The sequence below is a fragment of the Streptomyces hygroscopicus genome, assembly GCF_026168105.1.
GTDB classification, from domain to species: domain Bacteria; phylum Actinomycetota; class Actinomycetes; order Streptomycetales; family Streptomycetaceae; genus Streptomyces; species Streptomyces hygroscopicus_D.
On the sequence record NZ_LBMW01000024.1, the window covers coordinates 74,769 to 93,912 of the forward strand.

A 19,144-nucleotide genomic window follows, 5' to 3' on the forward strand; every position below is an offset into this window, starting at 1 on the left:
GGCCGAAGATCTTCGAGTCGTTCGGACCCAGCCGGATCACGGCGGGCGGCACCCACCGGGAACTCATCGGGTCCGGTTGTCGCTACTCGGCGCCGAGACCGGCGTTGTCGACCCCGCCCTTGCCCTCGCTCTTGAGGACCTTGTTCAGCGGTGTGAGGTCGTAGATGCCCTTCAGATCGGGCTTGTCCAGGAGACCGGCCTTGACCGCGTGCTCCGCCTCGGTATTGAGGGTGGAGGCCAGCGGGTCGTCGAGGAAGGTGATGGACTTCCAGGCCGGGTCGATGACGTCGGCGGGCAGCGCCTTGCCCGACAGCTTCTCCAGTGCATCGTTGGCGGCCGCCTTGGCCTTCTCCGGGTTGGCGTTGATCCACTCGTTGGTCTTCACGGAGCCGCGCAGCACGGCCTCGACGACGTCGGGGTGCTCCTTGAGGAACTTCTGGGACACGATGATGTTCGTGATCACGAACTTCTTGCCGGGCCACAGGTCCGACTCGTCGAGCAGTACCTTCGCGCCCTCGGCGACCAGCTTGGATGCGGTCGGCTCAGGGACCCAGGCGCCGTCGATGGAACCGGACTTGTAGGCATCCGGTGTGATCTTGTTGTCGGTACGGACGACGGAGACGTCGCCCTTGCCGCTCTGAGCGTCGACCTTCCAGCCCTTCCCCGCGATCCAGTTGAGGAACGCGACGTCCTGGGTATTGCCGAGCTGCGGCGTGGCGATCTTCTTGCCCTTGACGTCGTCGAGAGACTTGATCTTGTCCGGGTTGACGACGAGCTTCACACCGCCGGAGGCGGAACCGCCGATGATGCGCAGATTCCTGCCGTTCGACTTGGTGTAGCCGTTGATGGCGGGGGAGGGGCCGATCCAGCCGATGTCGATGGCGCCGGCGTTCAGCGCCTCGATCTCGGAAGGGCCGGCATTGAACGTGGCCGCCTTGACCGTGGTGCCGCCGAGTTCCTTCTGGAGCAGGCCCTCCTGGACGCCCACAAGAGCGGTGGCGTGCGTGAGGTTGGGGAAGTAGCCGATCCTCACCTCGTCGGCGGAGAGCTTCTTGGCGCCCGCCGCGATCGCGGTCTGCTTGCCGTCGTCGGTGGACTTGGAACCGTAGCCGCAGGCGGTGAGCAGGAGGGGGAGCGCGGCTGTGACGGCGATGGTGCGCAGGGTGGTGAGCGGTCTTGCGGCAGACACGGAGGTGTCCTTTCAGGGGATGGGTGAGCAGGGAGGTACGGAGACGCGAGGCGACAGCTTGTCGGCACGCACCAACACGCCACTTCCCGCCGGCCGCGGCAGGCGTGCCGCCGCGGACTGAGAAGTGGAACGTGGGGGGCGTGGTCAGCGAGGTGTCCGCTCCGCCGACGCGGCGGCGCGGGCAAGGAGGCAGGGCTGTTCCTGGAGGGAGTCAGGTTCTGTGGCGTCAGAGGGGCCGACAGATGGCGCTGGACGTACGGCCGAGGTCGATGTGACGACGAGAGGTCAGAAGGGGCAGCATCCGGCCCGCGCGGTCGAGCGTTCCCATGGCCACCCCCACAGATCCCTAGTATTCCTACCTGGCTGATAGGGATCGTGGCAGAAGGTGGCGTCCAGCCCAAGGGGATGTCCGTATGATGGATGGAGCCATCTCGGTAAATGAGATCAGCTGTGAGTGGCCCAGCGTGTCAGGGGTTTACCCAGGCGGCCGGGGCGTTGGTCAACGCGGAAACATCGGCGGGCAGTTGGGCCGATGCGACGTCGGCGAGCGACACGCCCTCGAGGATCTCGCGCACGTTGGACCGCAGTGCGATCCACAAGGGGAGCAGCGACTCGGCGGGGCCGGTGTAGGACAGCTCCGGGGGACGGACACCGCGCACCGAGACCAGCGGTCCGTCCACCGTGCGTATGACGTCGGCGATGCTGATGGACTCGGCGGGCCTGGCCAGCCGGTAGCCGCCGTTGCCGCCGCGCTGGCTGAGTACCAGACCGCCCCGGCGCATGTCGTTCAGGATGCTTTCGAGGAATTTGTGCGGGATGCCCTGGGCGTCGGCGATGGCCTCGGCCTTCAGAGGCCCGTCATCCCGTGACGCGGCGAGCTGCAGTGCGGCACGTACCGCGTAGTCCGCTCTGGCTGAGATCCGCATGTGTGCATTATCCCGTACGGCTTCGGTCGGTGTCCGTTGCGGGCGGGCACCGGGCAGGGTCGGGTGTCCCCTGCCCGGCGGCTGAGGGTGCCGTCGGCGCCGGGCGCGACGTAGAGCGCGTCGGCCGGGCGGTTCGCCTCACGCGGGAAGCAGGTCCGGCGTGGCTTGGTGGCCGCCGCCGGCCACCGGGGCGTCCGTGAGGAGGTCGAGTCCTGTCATGCGGGCCGTCCTTTTGCTGCGGCAGCCGCGGTCAGCCGGTTGGCGGGGCGGGCCAGGCCGTAGTTCTCGCGCAGGGTGTGCCCGGTGTACTCGGTGCGGAACAGGCCGCGCCGCTGCAGGATCGGCACGACATGGTCGACGAAGTCCTCCAGGCCACCCGGCAGATGGGGCGGCATGACGTTGAAGCCGTCGGCGGCACCCTGGGTGAACCACTCCTCGAGCTGGTCGGCTATCTGCTCCGGCGTGCCGGCGTAGACACGGTGGCCGCGGCCGGCACCGAGGCGGGCGATGAGTTCGCGCAGGGTGAGGCCGTCGCGACGGGCGAGTTCGGCGACGAGCGTGAAGCGGCTCTTGTTGCCGTTGATGTCCCGTTCCTCGGGCAGCTCGGGCAGTGGCCCGTCCAGCGGCAGCCCGGTCAGGTCGGTACCGAGCATCCCGGACAGCTGGGCGAGCCCGTACTCGGGTACCTGAAGGTCCGTCAACTCCTGTTCCAGCGCGCGGGCCTCGGCCTCGGTCGACCCGATGACGGGGGCGATGCCGGGAAGCACCAGCAGTTGGTCCTCGGTACGGCCGTAACGGCTCAGCCGGGACTTGAGGTCCTTGTAGAAGGCTTGGCCGTCGGCGAGGGTCTGCTGGGCGGTGAAGACGGCCTCCGCGTACTGGGCGGCGAACTCCTTGCCGTCCTCCGACGAACCCGCCTGCACCAGCAGGGGGTATGCCTGTGGGGTGCGCGGTACGTTCAGGGGGCCCTGCACCCCGAAGTACTCCCCGCGGTGGTTGATCTCCCGCACCTTGTCGATGTCGGCGTAGACGCCACGCTCACGGTCGAGCAGGATCGCGTCGTCCTCCCAGCTGTCCCACAGCTTGGTGGCGACCTCGACGAACTCCCGCGCCCGCTCGTAGCGCAGCCGGTGCTCCGGATGCTCGTCCTGCCCGAAGTTGCGGGCCTCGTTCACGGTGCCGGAGGTGACGATGTTCCAGCCGGCCCGGCCCCCGCTGATGTGGTCCAGCGAGGCGAACTTGCGGGCGGTGTGGAAGGGCTCGTTGAAGGTGGTGGAGACGGTGGCGATCAGGCCGATGTGCTCGGTGACCGCCGCGAGGGCGGACAGCAGGGTGAGCGGTTCGAAGCCGCCCAGCGCGTTGTGCCGGACCTTGCCCCACAGGGCGAGGCCGTCGGCGAGGAAGACCGAGTCGAGCAGGCCGCGCTCGGCGGTCCGCGCGAGTTGCCGGAAGTAGCGCAGATCGGTGACCCGTTCCGGCTCGGTCCGGGGGTGGCGCCAGGCGGCGTCGTGGTGGCCTGCGTTCATGAGGAAGGCGTTGAGGTGGAGTCGGCGGGGACTGGTCGCGGTCATGAGGGTCCTCGGATCAGGGGCAACGAGACGTTCGGGGAGAGGGAAGAGCTCGGGGAAGACAGCGGGACCAGAGGGCGGATGAGTCAGTCGCCGACTGGGACGCGCCACGAGCTGAGCCGCTGCTCCACGGCCACCAGGAACTGGTTGAAGGCCACGCCGATGGCGGAGATCGTGATGATGCCCGCGTACATCTGCGGGATCGCGAAGTTGTACTGGGAGGCGTTGATCAGATAGCCGAGTCCGGCCTTGGCCCCGATCATCTCGGCGGCGACCAGCACCAGGATGGACACCGCTCCGGCCAGCCGGATGCCGGTGAAGATCACCGGTACCGAGGAGGGCAGGATGACCTTCTGGAACAGACGGGGCGCGGACAGGTCCATCGACTTCGCCAGCTTCAGCAGGGTCGGGTCGACGTTGCGGACCGCGTTGATGGTGTTGAGCAGGATCGGCCAGATGCACGCGTACACCACGATGGAGATCTTCGAGGTCTCGCCGATGCCCAGCAGCAGCACGAACACCGGCAGCAGGGCCAGCGCCGCGGTGTTGCGGAACACCTCCAGCAGCGGTCCGAGGAGTTCGGCGACCGGCCGGTACCAGCCGATCAGCAGGCCGAGCGGTACGGCGACGGCCACCGCGAGTCCGAATCCGCTGAACGAGCGCACCAGGCTGGCGGCCGCGTTGTCGGCGAGTTGGCCGTCGGCGGCCAGCCCCCACCAGGCACGGGCGACCTCGCTGAACGGCGGCAGGAAGATCCGGTCGACCAGGCCGAGTCGCGGTGCGGTCTCCCACAGCAGCAGCAGTGCCACGATCGCCGCGGACTTGGTCGCCCCCTTGACCAGCAGGTACGGCAGTCGGCCGGCCGCCCGGCGGACACGGCCCGTCGAGGAGGGGACTCGACGCACGTCCGGCGGCGAGGCCCCGGGCAGGGCGGACGTGGCCGACGTGGCAGGGGAAGGGGACCGGACGGGCGATGCGGCGCTCACAGAGTCTGGCGCCGCGGTCTTCTCGGTGGGTGTGCCGATTGCGGGGCTCATACGGAAGCCTCCTCCTTCTCCAGCTGCTGGGCCCTGGCCACCTCGTCGTGCAGCAGCGACCAGATCTGGTGCCGGTACCGGGCGAACTCGGGACTGGAGCGGAGGTCCTCCGTCGCCGTACGGGAGTCGAGGACAACCGGCACCACGTGCTTGATGCGGCCCGGCCTTGATGTCATGACGGCGACGCGCTGTCCCAGGTGGACGGCCTCGTCGATGCTGTGCGTGATGAAGACGACGGTCTTGCCGGTGCGCTGCCAGATGTGCAGCAGTTCGTCCTGCAGCGACTCCCGGGTCTGGGCGTCCAGCGCGGCGAACGGCTCGTCCATGAGCAGGACATCGGGGTCGTACGCGAGGCTGCGGGCGATCGCCACGCGCTGCCGCATCCCGCCCGACAGCTCATGCGGATGGCGGTCCTCGAACCCGGAGAGGCCGACCAGGTCCAGGAACTCCCGGGCCCGTGCGGGACGTTGACGTCGCGGTACTCCGGTGGCCTCCAGGCCGAACTCGACATTGCCCTGCGCCGTGCGCCACGGCAGCAGCGCGTACTGCTGGAACACGATGCCGCGGTCCAGCCCCGGGCCGGTGACGGGTTCGCCGTCCAGCAGGATCCGTCCGCCGGTGGGCCGGACGAGGCCGCCGAGCAGGTCCAGCAGCGTCGACTTTCCGCAACCGCTGGGTCCGACCAGGACGACGAACTCGCCTGCCGCTATCTCCAGGTCGATGCCCTCGAGGGCGGTGAACCGGGCCGTCTGCCGTGTCCCGGCGTGATCCGTGCCCGCTCGGCTCTTCCCGGCCCGGTCCTTGACGGGGAAGTCCTTCCGCACGCCTTCGAGCGCGATCTTGGGTGCGGTGGATTCCTTCGTGAGTTTCTTGTTGGATTCCGTGTTGGATTCCGTGTTGGATTCCTTCGTGGATTCGGGCATGGGATCAACTCCTGCCCGTCGCAGCAGAGGCCGGTGAGGACGGCCCTGTGCCGCCCTTGCCGGCGGCGTTGAACTCATTGGTGTAGAGGTCCGACAGCGTGACCTGGCCCTTTTTGATGTCGCCGCGCTCAACCAGCCAGTCGATCCACAACTGGAATTCCCTGCCGGTGATCCGGCCGGCCGTCTCGGCGACGCCGAAGGACCGCCAGTACTTCAGGGGTGACGTGTCCTCGTCGCGGCCACGCTTCTTCACGATGTCCGTCATCCGGGCGATGACTTCTTCGCGTGGAGTGGAACGGGCCCACTCGATGGCCCGGCCCACGGCGGTGACGAAGATACGGGCCGTGTCCGGGTTCTGCTTCAGGAAGCGGTCCGTCATCACGTACGTGCCGGCGCTGAACGGGCCGAGCAGTTGATAGTCCGTGAACAGCGGGCGGATGCCCCCGGCGGCCAGGGCCTTGTCGCGCAGGATGCCGCCGAGCGCGGCCACATCGATCTGCTTCTGACGCAGCGACTGCTCGGTGTTGACAGGAGGTACCACCAGTGGCTCGACCTTGTCCGTCTCCGCTCGGGACAGACCGCCTCGCTGCAGATAGATGTCGAGCATCGCCTCGGAGTGGGCTCCGAGCGTGTTCATCGCGACCTTCTTGCCGATCAGATCGCGGGCCGAGTGGATGGCGCTGTCGTTGAGGACGTAGAAGCCGTTGTAGGCGTACTTGTCCGAGCCGTAGTAGCTGATGACGGCCTTGATGGGGGCCTTGTTCGCGGCCAGTTTGACGACCGCGCCGTTGAACGCGCCGCCGAAGTCGATCTGGCCGGTGGCCGCGGACTGGATGTCCTGCGGCCCGCTGATCGTGTTGCCGACCCACTTCAGCTTCACGTCCTCCAGATAGCCGAGATCCTCGGCCAGCTCCGGCAAGGTGACCTGTCCCGCCCAGCCCTGGTATCGGAGCGTCTTGGTCTGGCTCTTGCCGGAAGTGGCTCCGGTTGCGGTGCCGCAGCTCACGGCCACCGCCGAAAGACCGAGCAGAGAGAGGAACTGGCGTCGGGTCGATACCGTCGTGGCCATGGAAAGGTCCTGTTCATGCAAATGGGACTGGCGTGGAGTCGTTGGCATGAAGAAGCGCCAACCGAAAGTGATGCTCGACAATTGAGCGCAGGCAAGATGGGCGCCGAAAGGGGGCGGCGTCAGGAATGCCTGTGAGGGATCAGTCGTCTGCGACGACAGCGGCGTGGTCGTGGTAGCCGACTGTGAAACGGAGCGGGAGAGCGATGCCCGTCAGCCTGTCCAGCGGCCGACGGCACAGATGGCGCTGGCCTGACGTCGAAGATCGACGTGCAGGCGCGCGGCGAGGTTCTCGGAACTGCTCACGGTCAAGAGAGTTGCAGCGAAATCCAGCCAAGTCAATGTCGCCTGCGCGGGCGACTCACATTCTCAACCCCCCGACATATGAGTGAAGTGCGGCGTTCACAATTGCCTGGATGTCGGACTGCGTGGCGAATTCCGATCACGCCGGGGCGGCCGGGGAAAACCGCGCGGCGTCCCATGGTCAGACAGGCAGGACGAAGGGAGGGTGCGCACCGTTGAGGAAGTAGTCCCCGACATCGCGGAGTCGGTGGGCCACGGGCTCGTACAGGGTGTGGGTCCGGGCATTGCGCCAGAAGCGGTCGAAGCCCAGCCGCGAGGAGGCGGAGCGCGAGCCGATGACGTCGAGGGCACGGGTTGTGGACTCCTGCGCAGCCCTGGAAGCGGCGGCTTCGGCCATGGCCACGAGGACCGAGATGTCCGCGTACTCGTCGTAGGTGAGGTCCTCGCCGCGTGCCAGCCCGCCGTGCACGGCTTCCAGTGCTTGTTCGGTGAGTGCGGAGGCGGAGCGGGTCAGGACCGTGAGTTCTCCGTAGGCGGTCAGCACATGCTGGTCCTGGGGAGAGCCCACCGGCCAGGCGGGGTGCCAGGGTGAGTGGCCCGCCCTGCTGTACTCACGGGCCTCGGCGAGCACTCCCTCGGCCATGCCGAGAAGGAGCTGGACGGAGAGGAGGCGTCCGACCGGCGAGGTGAGAGCAGTCAGCGGCGACAGGACATCCTCGTCCGCGGACAGGGAGCCGAGTACCTGGTGGGCGGCGACGGGTACGGCGTCGAACTCCACGCTTCCGCCGGCCGCGAGCCGCTGGCCGAAGGTGTCGGTGTCGCCGGCGATCCGCACGCCGTGATGGGCGGGATCGACGACGACGGCGAGTGGTTCGCCGGTGTCGCCCCGTACGGCCCGCACGGCGAGGCGGTCGGCGACCAGGACACCCGTGGCGTAGCTCTGCCGCCCGGCGAGGACATAGCCACGGGCTGCCCTGGCCAGCGTCAGCGGCAGTTCCTGGCGGGCGAGACCACCACCCCAGCACCAGTCCTCGGCCGCGGACTGCCGCTCGACCTGAGCGGCGAGAGCGGGCTCGGTGAAGAACCGGGCGCTCCACGACAGGAAGTAGTGAGAGCCGAGCAGTTGACCTATCGCGCCGTCGGCGGCGGCGATCTCCCGGACGACCGCGTAGGCCGTACGCCAATCGGCGTCGCCTCCCCCGAACTCGGCCGGTACGAGGAGCGTCAGCAGTCCCGCCTCACGCAGTCGGGACACCTCGTCGAACGGGGGCTTGCCTGCCTGCTCCCTGGCCACCGCGTCCGTGGCCAGGTCGTCCGCCGCCTCGCGGGCCACGCGCAGCCAGTGCGCACGGCGGCCGGGCCCGGTCCGGTCGGATTCCGAGGCAGGTCCGGACGGCGCAGTGGCAGCGCCCATGGCGTGGTCTCCTCAAGGTCGCTGGCAGGGTGCGGGGTTGGGGCTGTTTTGCTGGTCGGGTACGTACTTGTAGCCCACGCGCCGTACGGTGACGATCCGGTGCCGGTGAGCTCTGCCCAGCTTGCGGCGCAATCGTGCGATGTGGACGTCCACGGTGCGGCCGTCGCCGATGTGGTCGTAGCCCCAGATGCCGGCCATCAACTGCTCCCGCGAATGCACCTGGTGGGGACGCAGGACGAGATGGGCCAGCAGCCCGAACTCCAGGTAGGTCAGGTCGAGTTCGCGCCCGTCCAGTTCCGCGACATGTCGAGCGGTATCGATGCGGATGACACCGTCTCCGTTCTGCTGCACGGGAGGTGACTGCGTGTGGGCAACCGGTCGGATCTCCGGCCGTGTCACGTCCTTGACGAAGAGCTCGGCGGGATCGGTGCCCTCGGGGACGAGCACGAGGTAGGCGACGAGGGGCGCGGAACCCTGTTCCCCGGGGCGCCTCGTGGTGTCGCCCACGAGGCGGAGACGGCGCATGTCGGCGAGTGATGAATCCGATGGAGTGGCCTGGGCCGGAAGTGCCGTGGTCATGGTGGTCGTCCTTCGGAAGTACGTCGGGCCGTCAGGCGCGGTGGATGGGTGCGCCTGATCACCCGGGATGAAAGAGAAGGAGCGCAGTGGCACGCGCAACGTGTGAGTTGCGTGCCCTACACGTGACAGCAGGCGGCGCTGACGACGTGACCAAAGTCGACATGCCGACGACGAACGAGTCGTTGCTGCGTGTGGGACATGTGCATCATCCTGCGCACCCGCCGGGCGGGCCGTCAATGCTTTCCTAGTTATTCGATAGGAAATGTAGGGAACGCAACACTGCCGGTAGGCTCACCGGTCGCGATCGACCGCCCGTCGGGCGTCGGCCGCAGTCGCCCCGGCCGGCCTGGCACGCAGTACGGCCAGACGGACCCGGAGCCTCTGCAGAGGCGTAGGCGGCAGTGCGCGCGCGGAGCCACGCGCGTAGTAGCGCTCGACGTGGAACTGACCCGCGCTGAGCACGGTCGTGACGACGATGTACCAGAGGGTGGCGACCATCAGCAGTGGGATGACCTGGTAGGTCTGGTTGTAGACCAACTGCACCGAGTACAGCAGGTCGTGCACGGCCAGTACGCTGACGATGCTGGTGCCCTTCAGGGTGCCGATCAGCATGTTCCCTGCGGTCGGGACGATGGAGCGCATCGCCTGCGGGATGACGATCCGGCGCAGGGTGCGCCGCCTGCCGATACCGAGAGCCTGGGCGGCCTCCGTCTGGCCGGAGTCGACGGAGAGGATGCCGCCGCGCACCAGTGCTCGCCGCGTCCCTCAACGCGGCCGGTGCGGCTGCCGCACGGCGGAGCCCGCCGGCCTCGATCGTATGTATCCGACGCACGCATGTGTCAACCACGCACAGGAACTACTCAAGGCCGGTCCGGCATCCGGGCCGTAGTTGACGAGAAGCGAGATGTACTGCTCAATTAGTCGCATGAATGCCGAGCAGCGACTGGTCACCCGTGACCACATCGACTTCGGTCGGGTGTGGTCCGCCGCGTGTTGCGCCTGATGCGGCAGCGGGCCGTCTGACCGGCCCTTCCCTCCCTCGGTGACCCCGTCGCGGGCCGAGTTCCCCCCTCGCGGCATCGCCGTACGCATGCGCTGACAGGTGTTGCACACGCGCCGAATCCGCGTATGGACGATCCTGCGAGACCTGACACGCGCTGCCGCCGCCCGACCTCGCCCGTGGCCCATGCCCCGGCGTCATCGCACCTGCCCACCACCTGGTTCCCAGCACCTTGAAGCGCCGTCACACCCGGCCGCGCCGAGGGCCGCTCCGCCGTGCCCGCGTGCCGCCCACCTTCCTCGGTGAGTACCACCGCCTCGACGTCGGCTTCGCCTTCGAGAAGGGCTCCCCCCTCACCAAGGCGTTCCAGGCCGCCGTCAACGAGCTGATCAAGAACGGCACATACGCCCGGATCCTCAAGAAGTGGGGCACCTCCGCCTCCGCGATCGACACGTCGCGGATCAATCCGCCCGAGCACACCTGACGAGTAAGCAGGAACACCACGATGGGACTCACCACCGATTCCGCCGCCGCGCCGGCCGGTGCGGCCGCCCAGGGCGCCGGCCCCGGAACTCCTCCGGCCAAGGACGACCTGGCCTCGCTCAAGGTCGTCCCCGCCCGCCACTACGCCCGCTGGGCGGCTGCCGTCGCCGTGATCGTGCTGGTCGCCCAGTTCGTGCACGGGCTGGCCACCAATCCGGTCTGGGAATGGGGCGTCTTCAGTGATTACGTACTGTCCGAGACGATCGTGCAGGCGGTGTGGGTGACGCTCCAGCTCACCGCCTACGCCACGGTGCTGGGCTTCCTCCTGGGCACCGTCCTGGCCTTCATGCGGCTGTCGCGCAGCCCGGTGCTGCAGACCGTCGCCTGGACCTACATCTGGATCTTCCGGTCCATCCCGATGATCGTCCAGCTGGTGTTCTGGTTCAACCTGAGCGCGTTGTACAAGGAGTTGGGTGTCGGCATCCCTTTCGGGCCTGCGTTCTGGTCCGTCGACACCAACAGCCTCATCGGCACCATCGGCGCCGCCGTCATCGGTCTGACGCTGCATCAGGCTGCCTACGCCGCCGAGATCGTGCGTGGCGGCGTCATCGCCGTCGATCACGGGCAGCTGGAGGCCGCCGCGGCGCTGGGCATTCCGCGGCTGCGGCAGATCCGCCGGATCGTGCTGCCGCAGGCCATGCGCGCCATCCTGCCCACGGCCGGCAACGAGGTCATCGGCCTGCTCAAGGGCACGTCGGTGGTGTACGTCATGTCCATCGGCGAGTTGTTCTACCGGGTGCAGGTGATCTACGGCCGCAACGGCCGGGTGATCCCGCTGCTGCTGGTCGCCACCGCCTGGTACGTGGCGCTCACCTCCCTGCTGTCGGTCGCCCAGTACTACGTCGAGCGGCACTTCGCCCGAGGCGCCGACCGGACCCCGCCGCCCACCCCGATCCAGCGCGCCCGGCGCCTCGTACGCAGCCTGAGTGCGGCGGCCGCCCAGCGCAACCGCTCCGTCATGCCCCTGAACCCCTTGGGAGACAGTCGATGACCGACGTGACGGTGGACTTCGACGACGTGACGGCCGATCTCGACGATGTGATGGTGGACGTCCGCGGCGTCCACAAGAGCTTCGGCCCGCTGGAAGTGCTGCGTGGCGTCGACCTTCGGGTCCGCGCCGGTGAGGTCACCGTGGTCCTCGGCCCGTCCGGCTCCGGAAAATCCACGCTGCTGCGCACCATCAACCACCTGGAGAAGGTCCATCGCGGCTGGATCAGCATCGACGGCGAACTCATCGGCTACCGCCGCTCGGGCGGCAAGCTGCACGAGCTGAAGGAGAAGGACGTTCTGAAGCAGCGCACCCATATCGGGTTCGTCTTCCAGAACTTCAACCTTTTCCCGCATCTGACCGTGCTGGAGAACCTCGTCGAGGCTCCCGTGTCCGCACTGCGCCGTCCGCGCAAGGAAGCGGAGGAGACGGCCCGTCGGCTCCTCGACCGGGTCGGTCTTGCCGACAAGGCGGGCGCCTACCCCCGGCAGCTGTCCGGTGGTCAGCAGCAGCGCGTGGCCATCGCCCGCGCGCTCGCCCTCGGACCGAAGGTCCTGCTGTTCGACGAGCCCACCTCGGCGCTCGACCCGGAACTCGTAGGCGAAGTCCTCGACGTCATCAAGGACTTGGCCCGCACCGGAACCACCATGATCGTCGTGACCCACGAGATCGGCTTCGCCCGCGAGGTCGCCGACACCGTGGTGTTCATGGACGGCGGTGTCGTCGTGGAGCAGGGCCCACCCGCGGCCGTCCTGGACGACCCGCAGCACGAGCGCACTCGCGCCTTCCTCTCCAAGGTCCTCTGACCTCTCCCTCACCCTTTTTCCCCGAGCAAGGAGCACGACCATGTCCACCTCGATCACCCGCCGCACCACCGCCGCCGCGCTGGGACTGACCGCCGCCCTCGTCCTCGCCGCGTGCAGCAACCCCGATGACGGCGGCACGACCGAGGTCGCGGCCGCCAAGGGAGCCGGTACGAAGATCAACCTGAGCCCGGACCAGCGCCGCATCACCACCGACAAGGTCGACTCCATAGCCGCCGAGGTCCCGTTGAAGATCCGCAAGAGAGGCACCCTGGAGATCGTCGACTCCTCCGGCTCCGCGGCGCCGCTGACCTTCTACGCCACAGACAACAAGACCATCATCGGCGTCGAACCCGACATCGCCCACCTGGTCGCCGAGGTGCTCGGCCTCAAGCCGCACATCAGCACGGTCTCCTGGGAGAACATCTTCGTCGGCCTCGACAGTTCCAAGTACGACGTCGGCTTCAGCAACATCACCGACACCGAGGAGCGCAAGGAGAAGTACGACTTCGCCGGCTACCGCGAGGACAACCTCGGCTTCGAGGCGAGGAAGGGCAGCGGTCTGAAGGTCACCGGGCCCAAGGACGTGGCGGGCAAGACCGTCGCGGTGAGCAGCGGCACCAACCAGGAGAAGCTGCTGATCGAGTGGAGCAGGGAGGCCGTGAAGGCCGGCCTGAAGCCGGTGAACATCAAGTACTACCAGAACGCCGGCGACACCTACCTCGCCCTCCAGTCCGGCCGCATCGACCTCTACCTCGGCCCCAACCCGACCGCCGCCTACCACGCGGCCACCACCGGGAAGACCGAGGTCGTCGGCACCTACTCCGGCGCCGGCGCCACCCTCCAGGGCCTCATCGCGGCCACCACCAAGAAGGACAGCGGCCTGGTCAAGCCGCTCGCCGACGCACTCAACGAGATCATCCACAACGGCACGTACGCCAAGGTGCTCAAGCGCTGGGGCCTGTCCAGCGAGGCCGTGACGAAGTCGGAGATCAACCCGCCCGGACTGCCCAGGACCAACAAGTAGCCGTCCCAGGGACGCGGGGCCGCAGTACCGCCGTGGTACGTGGCCCCGCACCGCGATCCCACGCCAACCTCACGCTCCCGAAGGGTCCGCCATGGCCACCGTCCTGTCCGTCTCCGGAAGCCCCTCCGCCACCTCTCGTACCGCCCGCCTGCTGCGCCATCTGGACCGGCGGCTCACGGTCCAGGGACACGAGGTGATCCCCCTGGACGTCCGCACCATCCCCGCCGAGGCCCTGCTCGGCGCAGACATCCGGCACCCGGCGATCGTCGAGGCGGCAACGCTGTTCGACCGCGCCGACGGCGTCGTGATCGGCACGCCCGTATACAAGGCCGCCTACTCCGGGCTGCTGAAGTCTCTGCTGGACCTGCTGCCGCAGTACGCGCTGTCCGGCAAGACGGTCCTTCCGCTGGCGACGGGCGGGACCACGGCGCACGTCCTGGCGATCGACTACGCCCTGCGCCCGGTGCTCAGTTCCATGGGCGCCACGCACATCGTCCAGGGCTGGTTCACGCTCGACAAGGACATCGCGGTGGGTGACGACGGCACCCTGACCGTCTCGCCGGGCCCGGCCGAGGCCCTCACACAGGTCGTCGACCAGTTCGCCGACGCCCTCGACAGCCGTACGGCCCTTCTGGCTGCCGCCGGGCGAGCGGCTTGACCGTGACCGCGCAAGATGTGCGGCAAAGGAGTGCCGCAGGCCCGCAGCGACGGGCAGCGGCGGACTGGAAGGAAAGGGAAAGGAAAGGGAGCTGAGCGTGCCGAGCCCACGCGATGGGACCGAAGCCGCCGGGGCGGTGCCGGCGTCCGGCCGGGGCGCTGGAAGCCGAGGTGATGGCTGCGTTGTGGGCCGCCGACGGGCCTACCCGGGCCTCGGCCTCATCCATGCGCCGTGGCTGGTCTTCGTCGTCCTGCCCCTGTACGGCTTCGCCGCCTGCACCGAAGGTGTCGGCAAACCCTGGATCTCCACCCTCGTTCCCGACCGCCGGCAGGGCACGGCCCAGGGCCTCTACCAGGGTGCCACCGGCGCCGGCGTCCTCTTCGCCGGTCTGTGGGCCGGGCTGGCCCGGCGTCCCGACGGGCATGCCCCGCTTCTGATATCCGGCGCGGCTGCCCTCGTCCCGGCCGCCGCGCTGTCCGTCCTCAGCCGCAACCGGCAAGCCAACGGCTGACCGACACCGGCAAACCAATATTGACGTGTCCTTGACTACTTCTTCCGACTCCGGTCACACGACGCCGGGCTAGGCTCGCCGGGCGACTCATGTCCCGGCGACACCGGGACCGTACCTGCGCCAGCACAGCCCGAGACGAACCGTCATCGCGGAGTTGGGGGAATCGCCATGCGCACACGTACAAGAGCGTCTCTCGTGGCCGCCGCTGCTGCGTTCCTGCTCGTCGCCACGGCGGGCACTTCCGCAGCCTCGAGCGACAGCCAGCCGGCCCACCTGGTCTCACCCACCGACCCTTACGCCGCCTGCGACATCAGCGGCGACGGGACCGGCACCAACTACCTGTCCGCCGAGGACGAACCGTACGTCACCGCAAGCCCCCGCGACCCGCACAACGCGGTCGGCATCTTCCAGCAGGACCGCTGGTCCAACGGCGGCGCCAGGGGGCTGACCGCCACGTACACCCACGACGGGCGGCACTTCACCGAGACCCCGCTGCCGTTCTCGCATTGCGCGCCCGGCGGGCTCAACTACCAGCGTGCGTCCGACGGTTGGGTGAGCACGGGCCCCGACGGCACGGTCTACGCCAGCGGTCTGGTCTTCGACGCGACCGATGCGCGCAACGGAGTGGCCGCCTCGACGTCGTACGACGGCGGGCGCACCTGGAAGCACACGACCCCCCTGATCGACGACACACAGGCCCAGTTCAGCGATGACAAGAACGCCGTCACCGCCGACCCCGTCCACCCCGGTGTCGCTTACCAGGTCTGGGACCGCATCGACGAGGACGACTCCGCCAAGGTCTACGACGGACCCGCCTACATCTCCATCACCCGCGACGGCGGCCGGCACTGGACCAAGGCGCGCCCGTTCGTGGACACCTCTGTCGTCCCGCACTCCCAGACCATCGGCAACGTCATCGTCGTCGACCCGCGCACCGACACCCTCTATGACGTCTTCGACTGGCAGACGTACGACATCGACTACAGCACTGGCACGTTCACGCCCACCGACCTGCATTTCGCCGTCGTCAAGTCGACCGACCAGGGCCGCACGTGGAGCAAGCCGGTCACCATCGCCAAGGACACGTCCGTACCCGAAGTCGATCCCAATGCCCCCACCGACGCGACCAAGTCCCTGCGGGCCGGCGGCGATTTGCCGAACATCGCCATCGACCCGCGCACCGGTGAGCTGTACGTCGCCTGCGAAGGATCGGACTTCAGCGGTGGCGGCTACGACTCCGTGGAACTGATCCACTCCACCGACGGCGGCCGGACCTGGTCGGCACCGAAACGGGTCAACTCTGTCGCCTCCGCACCCGCGTTCACGCCCTCGATCAGTGTGGACGCCCGTGGCACGGTCGCGATCACCTACTACGACCTGCGCTACCTCACCGCGGGGAACACCACGACCCTGCCCACCGCCGCATGGCTGGTCACCTTCCCCAGTGGCGCTGACAACCGTGCCACCGAGCGCCGTATCTCCCGCGTCTTCGACTGGCTCCAGGCCCCTTACGCCGGGGGCCATTTCCTCGGCGACTACGAGGGCCTCACTACCGACGGCCGCTCCGCTGTGCGGCCGCTGTTCGTCGAGACGAACGCCAACGCGCCGCAGGACTCCACGGACGCCTACAGCGGGCTGTTCTCCACCGGCAGGGGCGACGGCGCGGTTGCTGCGGTCGCGGCCACGCCGCGCGCGACGGCAGCCCTGAAAGCCCGGCCGCACCGGCTCGTCCGGTGATCGACGGCGCGCTCGAAACACGCTGTGGCGAGCGCGACTTCGGGTTCATCCGAGGCGCAAGGTAAACAACCCACCATTTTTTCCTGTGAGCCCTTTGTGTGACTGTTGTGGTCACGCCAAGATCCCCTCTGCGCCGGGACACCCCCATATGCCTGGTGCAGGGAGGAGAGGGCATGTTGCCCCCGAAGCACCAGCGACGGTTCATAACCTGCACCGTCGTAGCGGCCGTGTTCGGACTGGTAAGCACCCAGTCGTTCGCGGCGTCGAACGACGCAAGGCCCCGGCCCTGGCAGGCGGGCCACCAGGCCGCCATGGGTCGGCAGCACATCAAGGCGGTGCACGCGGGCCACGGGATGTCCGCGTTCGCGGCAGAGGGCGGCGATGACGACGGTGCCGACGAGGCGGAGAACTCCGCCGAGGCGACGGCCCAGTTCACCGAGGCTCGCACCGCGCCCGGCGTGGTCGCGCCCGGCGCCTACGGGGCGGCCTGGCAGCAGCTGCAGTCGATGAAGCACACGAGCGGCAGCTGGGACCACGTCACCAAGAGGGTGTACAACTCGGACGATCCTCGCTACCGCGATGTGAACTCCAACTCCAGCGGTGGCGCCGGTGACGTCACGGGCCGGATCACCGGCATCGCGGCCGACGATCAGGGCTATGTGTACGCGGGCGGCGCCAACGGCGGGGTCTTCCGGTCCACGACCGGTGGCGGGCACTGGAAGCCGATCTCCGACAAGCTGCCGTCCCTGTCGACGGGCACCCTGGCCCTGGACGGCCAGAAGCGGCTCTGGTATGCCACGGGCGAGTCCAACACCGGGGCGACGTCCTTCGTGGGGACGGGCGTGTACGTCCTCAAGGACCCGCGCCACGGGCAGTTCCAGCCCGGTGACCGCGTGGGCGGCGCCGAGCTGGAGTCCACAGTCATCCACGCGCTGCGCTTCGCCGGCACCACGGTGTGGGCGGCCACCGGCACCGGCGTGTGGTCGCACTCCACGACCACCCTGTCCGGGCCCTGGAAGCACGAGTTCGCCCCCAACCCGGACTACCTGCCGGGCGGTTCGAAGGCGGGCGACCCCAGCGCGCCGTACAAGAACATCGCCAACGACATCGCCGTCGACCCGAAGGACCCGGACAAGGTCCTGCTCGCGGTGGGCTGGCGCGGCGGTGACACATACAACGGGCTGTACGCCAAGCAGGACGACGGCAGCTGGAAGCCGGTCAGCGGACTGGGTGACCTGCCCACCGGCAGCGCTGATGTCGGCAACATGACGTTCGCCGCCGCGGCCGACGGCTCGCGCCTGTACGCCATCGACCAGTCGCCGGCGCAGACGGCCGCCAACCCGGACAGCGGCCTGAAGGGCGTGTACGTGTCGAAGAGCGGCTCGCCGTTCGGGCCGTGGACGCTGATCGCGGACTACACCAAGCTGAAGACGTCCGGATCAGCTCTGCAGAGTGCGGGCTACATGCCCGGCATCCAGTCCTGGTACAACCAGTTCCTCCAGGTCGACCCGGCCAACGCCGACCACGTCTACCTGGGGCTGGAAGAGGTCTTCGAGACCAAGAACGGCGGCCAGAGCTGGACCGTACCGGGCCCGTACTGGAACTTCCCCTTCCCCTGCTGGAGCATCGACCCGGCCAAGCAGACCGGCGACTGCTCGCCCACGACCCACTCCGACCAGCATGCGGTCGCGATCGGCAGCTACCAGGGCAAGAGCTGGGCGTACGTCGGCAATGACGGCGGCATCTACCGGCGCCCGCTGAGCGGCGCGGTCGACTCCGGCGGCCACGCCAAGGACTGGCAGTCCCTGAGCGATGGCACCCTCGACACCCTCCAGTACTACTCAGTGGGGGTCGGTAAGGACGTGGCCAACGGTGGCGTCTCGGTGACCGGCGGTCTGCAGGACAACGGGCAGTCGATCCTGCGCGGCCACGACAAGGTCATGGGTTCGAACTTCGGCGGTGACGGCGGTGACACCATCGCCGACCCCGCCAACGGCTGCAACATCGCCGCCGAGTACGTCTACCTCGACATGTGGGTCACCCAGAACTGTGGCGTGAACGACGGTTCCTGGTCGACGGACCCGTCGAAGGCCACCGAGTACGAGGTCGCCCCGCCGGACAAGGACCAGGGTGGTGCGGGTGCCCGCTTCATCGCGCCGATCACGGCAGACGCCAAGGACACCAACACCTGGGTCGCCGGTGGCCGGCACGTGTGGGTGAACACCAAGGGCTTCGCCATCCGCTCCGGCAAGGAGTGGGCGAACGCCTACGACCTCGGCGAGGGCCATGTGGCCACGGCCGTGGCATCCTCCGGCGGCACGGTGTACGTCGGCTGGTGCGGCCCCTGCAACAACCAGGGCTTCACCCGGGGCATCGCGGTCGGCAACGCCGACGGCACCGGCTGGCACCAGCTGAACCTCCCGGTCGACGGTAGCATTCCGAACCGCTACATCTCCGGCTTCGAGATCGACCCGGCCAACGCCCAGCACGTCTACGTGGCGATCAACGGCTTCTCCCGCCGGTTCACCGAGGGCCCGGGTGCGGGCGTCGGCCACGTCTTCGAGTCCAAGGACGGCGGCGCGAGCTGGACGGACATCTCCGCCGACCTGCCCGACGTCCCTGCCGACACGGTCAAGCTCCTGCCGAACGGCGGCCTCGCCCTCGGCACCGACCTGGCCACCTTCTACCGCCCCGCCGGCGCCACCAAGTGGCTGGTCCTGGGCCACAACCTGCCCACCACGGCCGTGATGCAGCTGCGCCTCGGCCCCGATGGCAAGCTCTACGCCGCCACTCACGGACGCGGCATCCGGTCCTTCGACGTACGGCGCCTCAAGGCCCGTAAGGATTGATCACGCCTCGTACGCCCCGTCCT

General features: G+C 68.5%; 17 protein-coding genes and 2 pseudogenes. 8 read left to right on the forward strand and 11 right to left on the reverse strand.

What is annotated here, in order from left to right; translation table 11 throughout:
* Positions 1–82: 82 nt before the first annotated feature.
* The 11 genes and pseudogenes from AAW14_RS22770 to AAW14_RS22810 all read right to left on the reverse strand — a co-directional run.
* Positions 83–1,189: an aliphatic sulfonate ABC transporter substrate-binding protein gene (locus AAW14_RS22770; RefSeq protein ID WP_265565777.1), complete on the reverse strand. Its 1,107-nt coding sequence runs from the start codon at positions 1,187–1,189 to the stop codon at positions 83–85.
* A 226-nt stretch (positions 1,190–1,415) separates the two neighbouring features.
* Positions 1,416–1,517 (reverse strand): putative leader peptide, encoded by a 102-nt coding sequence (locus AAW14_RS39805; RefSeq protein ID WP_416223355.1) that lies wholly within the window; start codon positions 1,515–1,517, stop codon positions 1,416–1,418.
* Between the two features lie 139 nt (positions 1,518–1,656).
* A complete protein-coding gene (locus AAW14_RS22775; protein WP_265565778.1) occupies positions 1,657–2,115 on the reverse strand; it encodes an RrF2 family transcriptional regulator in 459 nt (152 codons plus the stop codon).
* A gap of 215 nt (positions 2,116–2,330) precedes the next feature.
* Positions 2,331–3,686, reverse strand: coding sequence for an LLM class flavin-dependent oxidoreductase (locus AAW14_RS22780; protein ID WP_265565779.1), 1,356 nt, complete (start codon positions 3,684–3,686; stop codon positions 2,331–2,333).
* 83 nt (positions 3,687–3,769) lie between these two features.
* Complete coding sequence (locus AAW14_RS22785) at positions 3,770–4,720, reverse strand: ABC transporter permease (RefSeq protein WP_265565780.1); 951 nt, start codon at positions 4,718–4,720, stop codon at positions 3,770–3,772.
* Positions 4,717–5,643: an ABC transporter ATP-binding protein gene (locus AAW14_RS22790; RefSeq protein WP_265565781.1), complete on the reverse strand. Its 927-nt coding sequence runs from the start codon at positions 5,641–5,643 to the stop codon at positions 4,717–4,719. Before AAW14_RS22790 ends, AAW14_RS22785 begins: the two co-directional genes overlap by 4 nt.
* 4 nt (positions 5,644–5,647) lie before the next feature.
* Positions 5,648–6,712, reverse strand: coding sequence for an ABC transporter substrate-binding protein (locus AAW14_RS22795; RefSeq protein WP_265565782.1), 1,065 nt, complete (start codon positions 6,710–6,712; stop codon positions 5,648–5,650).
* A 210-nt stretch (positions 6,713–6,922) separates the two neighbouring features.
* On the reverse strand, positions 6,923–7,015 hold the full coding sequence (locus AAW14_RS39810; RefSeq protein ID WP_416223356.1) for a putative leader peptide: 93 nt from the start codon (positions 7,013–7,015) through the stop codon (positions 6,923–6,925).
* Between the two features lie 178 nt (positions 7,016–7,193).
* Positions 7,194–8,426, reverse strand: coding sequence for an acyl-CoA dehydrogenase family protein (locus AAW14_RS22800; RefSeq protein WP_265565783.1), 1,233 nt, complete (start codon positions 8,424–8,426; stop codon positions 7,194–7,196).
* Positions 8,427–8,438: 12 nt separating this feature from the next.
* The gene (locus tag AAW14_RS22805) at positions 8,439–9,005 is read right to left on the reverse strand and encodes a winged helix-turn-helix domain-containing protein (protein WP_265565784.1); all 567 of its coding nucleotides are present in this window, start codon (positions 9,003–9,005) and stop codon (positions 8,439–8,441) included.
* A 291-nt stretch (positions 9,006–9,296) separates the two neighbouring features.
* Positions 9,297–9,755 (reverse strand): annotated as a pseudogene (locus tag AAW14_RS22810) (ABC transporter permease subunit); the annotation flags it as partial.
* Positions 9,756–10,300: 545 nt separating this feature from the next.
* Here AAW14_RS22810 and AAW14_RS22815 point away from each other — a divergent pair.
* From AAW14_RS22815 to AAW14_RS22850, 8 genes and pseudogenes are all read left to right on the forward strand, one after another.
* Positions 10,301–10,489: pseudogene (locus AAW14_RS22815) on the forward strand (ABC transporter substrate-binding protein); the annotation flags it as partial.
* Between the two features lie 21 nt (positions 10,490–10,510).
* Positions 10,511–11,539, forward strand: a complete 1,029-nt coding sequence (locus tag AAW14_RS22820) for an amino acid ABC transporter permease (protein ID WP_265565785.1) — start codon at positions 10,511–10,513, stop codon at positions 11,537–11,539.
* On the forward strand, positions 11,536–12,342 hold the full coding sequence (locus tag AAW14_RS22825) for an amino acid ABC transporter ATP-binding protein (RefSeq protein WP_322741094.1): 807 nt from the start codon (positions 11,536–11,538) through the stop codon (positions 12,340–12,342). Before AAW14_RS22820 ends, AAW14_RS22825 begins: the two co-directional genes overlap by 4 nt.
* Before the next feature lie 40 nt (positions 12,343–12,382).
* Entirely contained in the window at positions 12,383–13,366 is a 984-nt protein-coding gene (locus tag AAW14_RS22830; RefSeq protein ID WP_265565786.1) for an ABC transporter substrate-binding protein, read from the forward strand.
* A 91-nt stretch (positions 13,367–13,457) separates the two neighbouring features.
* The gene (ssuE, locus tag AAW14_RS22835) at positions 13,458–14,024 is read left to right on the forward strand and encodes an NADPH-dependent FMN reductase (RefSeq protein WP_265565787.1); all 567 of its coding nucleotides are present in this window, start codon (positions 13,458–13,460) and stop codon (positions 14,022–14,024) included.
* 184 nt (positions 14,025–14,208) lie between these two features.
* Entirely contained in the window at positions 14,209–14,535 is a 327-nt protein-coding gene (locus AAW14_RS22840) for a hypothetical protein (RefSeq protein WP_265565788.1), read from the forward strand.
* Positions 14,536–14,703: 168 nt separating this feature from the next.
* Complete coding sequence (locus AAW14_RS22845; RefSeq protein ID WP_265565789.1) at positions 14,704–16,272, forward strand: sialidase family protein; 1,569 nt, start codon at positions 14,704–14,706, stop codon at positions 16,270–16,272.
* 173 nt (positions 16,273–16,445) lie between these two features.
* On the forward strand, positions 16,446–19,121 hold the full coding sequence (locus tag AAW14_RS22850) for a glycosyl hydrolase (protein WP_265565790.1): 2,676 nt from the start codon (positions 16,446–16,448) through the stop codon (positions 19,119–19,121).
* Positions 19,122–19,144 lie beyond the last annotated feature (23 nt).